General features: G+C 56.5%; 3 protein-coding genes. 2 read left to right on the forward strand and 1 reads right to left on the reverse strand.

From position 1 onward, the window contains the following. Positions 1–511, forward strand: a 511-nt coding sequence (locus D6877_RS15285; RefSeq protein WP_130911331.1) for a cytochrome c, incomplete at its 5' end; no start/stop codon positions are given. 69 nt (positions 512–580) lie between these two features. Here the strand turns inward: D6877_RS15285 and D6877_RS15290 are convergent. Then, a complete protein-coding gene (locus D6877_RS15290; RefSeq protein WP_130911332.1) occupies positions 581–883 on the reverse strand; it encodes a hypothetical protein in 303 nt (100 codons plus the stop codon). Positions 884–1127: 244 nt separating this feature from the next. On the opposite strand from D6877_RS15290, the gene D6877_RS15295 reads away from it, so the two are divergent. Next, positions 1128–1741 (forward strand): radical SAM protein (locus D6877_RS15295; RefSeq protein ID WP_130911333.1); only part of this gene is annotated, 614 nt, incomplete at its 3' end.

The following is a 1741-nucleotide window of genomic DNA, read 5'->3' on the forward strand; positions in this document are numbered from 1 at the left end:
CAGCATGCAATACATGAGCGACGCCGACCTCACCGCGATTGCCCGCTATCTCAAAACACTGCCGGCCAATGATCCAGCGGACCAGCCGCATCAGTACGACGAGAAAGTGGCCAACGCGCTGTGGAACGGCGACGACAGCCAACGCGGCGCGTCGGTGTACATCGACAATTGCGCAGCCTGCCACCGCACCGACGGCCATGGCTACACCCGGGTGTTCCCGGCGCTGGCGGGCAATCCGGTGCTGCAAACGGACGATCCGACCTCGCTGATTCACATCGTGCTCAAGGGCGGAACCTTGCCGGCGACGCACGCAGCGCCATCGACCTTCACCATGCCCGGTTTCGCCTGGCGCCTGTCCGATCAGGAAGTCGCGGACGTGGTGAGTTTCATCCGTGGCAGCTGGGGCAACAAGGGCGCGCCGGTCAGTGCCAAAGAGGTTGCGCATCTGCGCAGCGAAGACATGCAAAGCACCTCCGGCGATGATCTCGGCCAGGTCACTCAACACAACTGAAAATAAAACCCCTGCATCATGTATTGATGCAGGGGGTTTTATTTATGAAGTTGTGGCGATTACTTCTGCTTACGGATTAATGATAGCCACATAAGCTTTGGCCAGTGCGATCAACTTCGCCTTGTCATCACTATCAATATCGCCGTCACCGTCGACATCTTTCTTGTTGGTGCGAATAGTGAAGGTTTTGCCCTTGTCGGCCGATACCGCTACGACATAGATGGAATCGACCAGAGCCTCGGACGCCAGCTGTTGTTCTGCATCCCAGCCCAGTTCCTTGCGCGCCAGCTGCAGCGAAACAATGGTATTGGAGTCGGTGATGCTGGGCCGCATCATTTGCAGGAAAACACCGCGTTGATTCAAATAAGACATTCAATCAAATCCTTTTAATTAGTTGGCCGGAGTCTGTTGCCGGGAGTTCCAGAGCCTATATAGCGGATCTGAGTTGAGCAATTGGGCATCTGTGTCTTCGATTGTCGTTAATCAGCAAGGATCATCTAACGAACAACTTTATCCACGAGCGGCACCGCCAATTTCCTTAGCATCGCTGAACGGTACTGGATAACAGCGCACAGCCTCGGATACTGTATGCATATACAGAGCAGAGGTTCGTTCGATGATCACTTCAGTCCCGCCCCGCGGTCGCGGCACCGCAACCAACCCGCACAACCGCTTTGCGCCGAGTCGTTCAGTGGCCGAGGACGATGGCTGGTATCAGGAAGTACCGCAGACGCAAAACACCGAAGTGATCATCGAGAAGGCCAAATCGATCATCAGCCGCAACACCTCGCCGGATCTGCCCTTCGACCGTTCGATAAATCCCTATCGCGGCTGCGAACACGGCTGCATCTATTGCTACGCACGGCCCAGCCACGCCTATTGGGACATGTCACCGGGCCTCGATTTCGAAACCCGCCTGATCGCCAAGACCAATGCCGCCCAGGTCCTTGAAGAACAGCTGAGCAAACCCGGCTATCAATGCGCGCCGATCAATCTCGGCTCCAATACCGACCCGTATCAGCCGATCGAGCGCGAATACCAGATCACCCGACAGACCCTGGAAGTGCTGCTGCGCTACCGACATCCGGTAACCATCGTCACCAAAGGTTCGCTGATTCTGCGCGATCTCGATTTGCTGACCGAGTTGGCGCAGCAACGGTTGGTGGCGGTGATGATCAGCCTGACCACGCTGGATGATGAACTCAAACGCATCCTCGAACCGCGCGCCGC

The organism is Pseudomonas sp. Sample_9 (genome assembly GCF_004307535.1).
GTDB lineage: Bacteria > Pseudomonadota > Gammaproteobacteria > Pseudomonadales > Pseudomonadaceae > Aquipseudomonas > Aquipseudomonas mercuritolerans.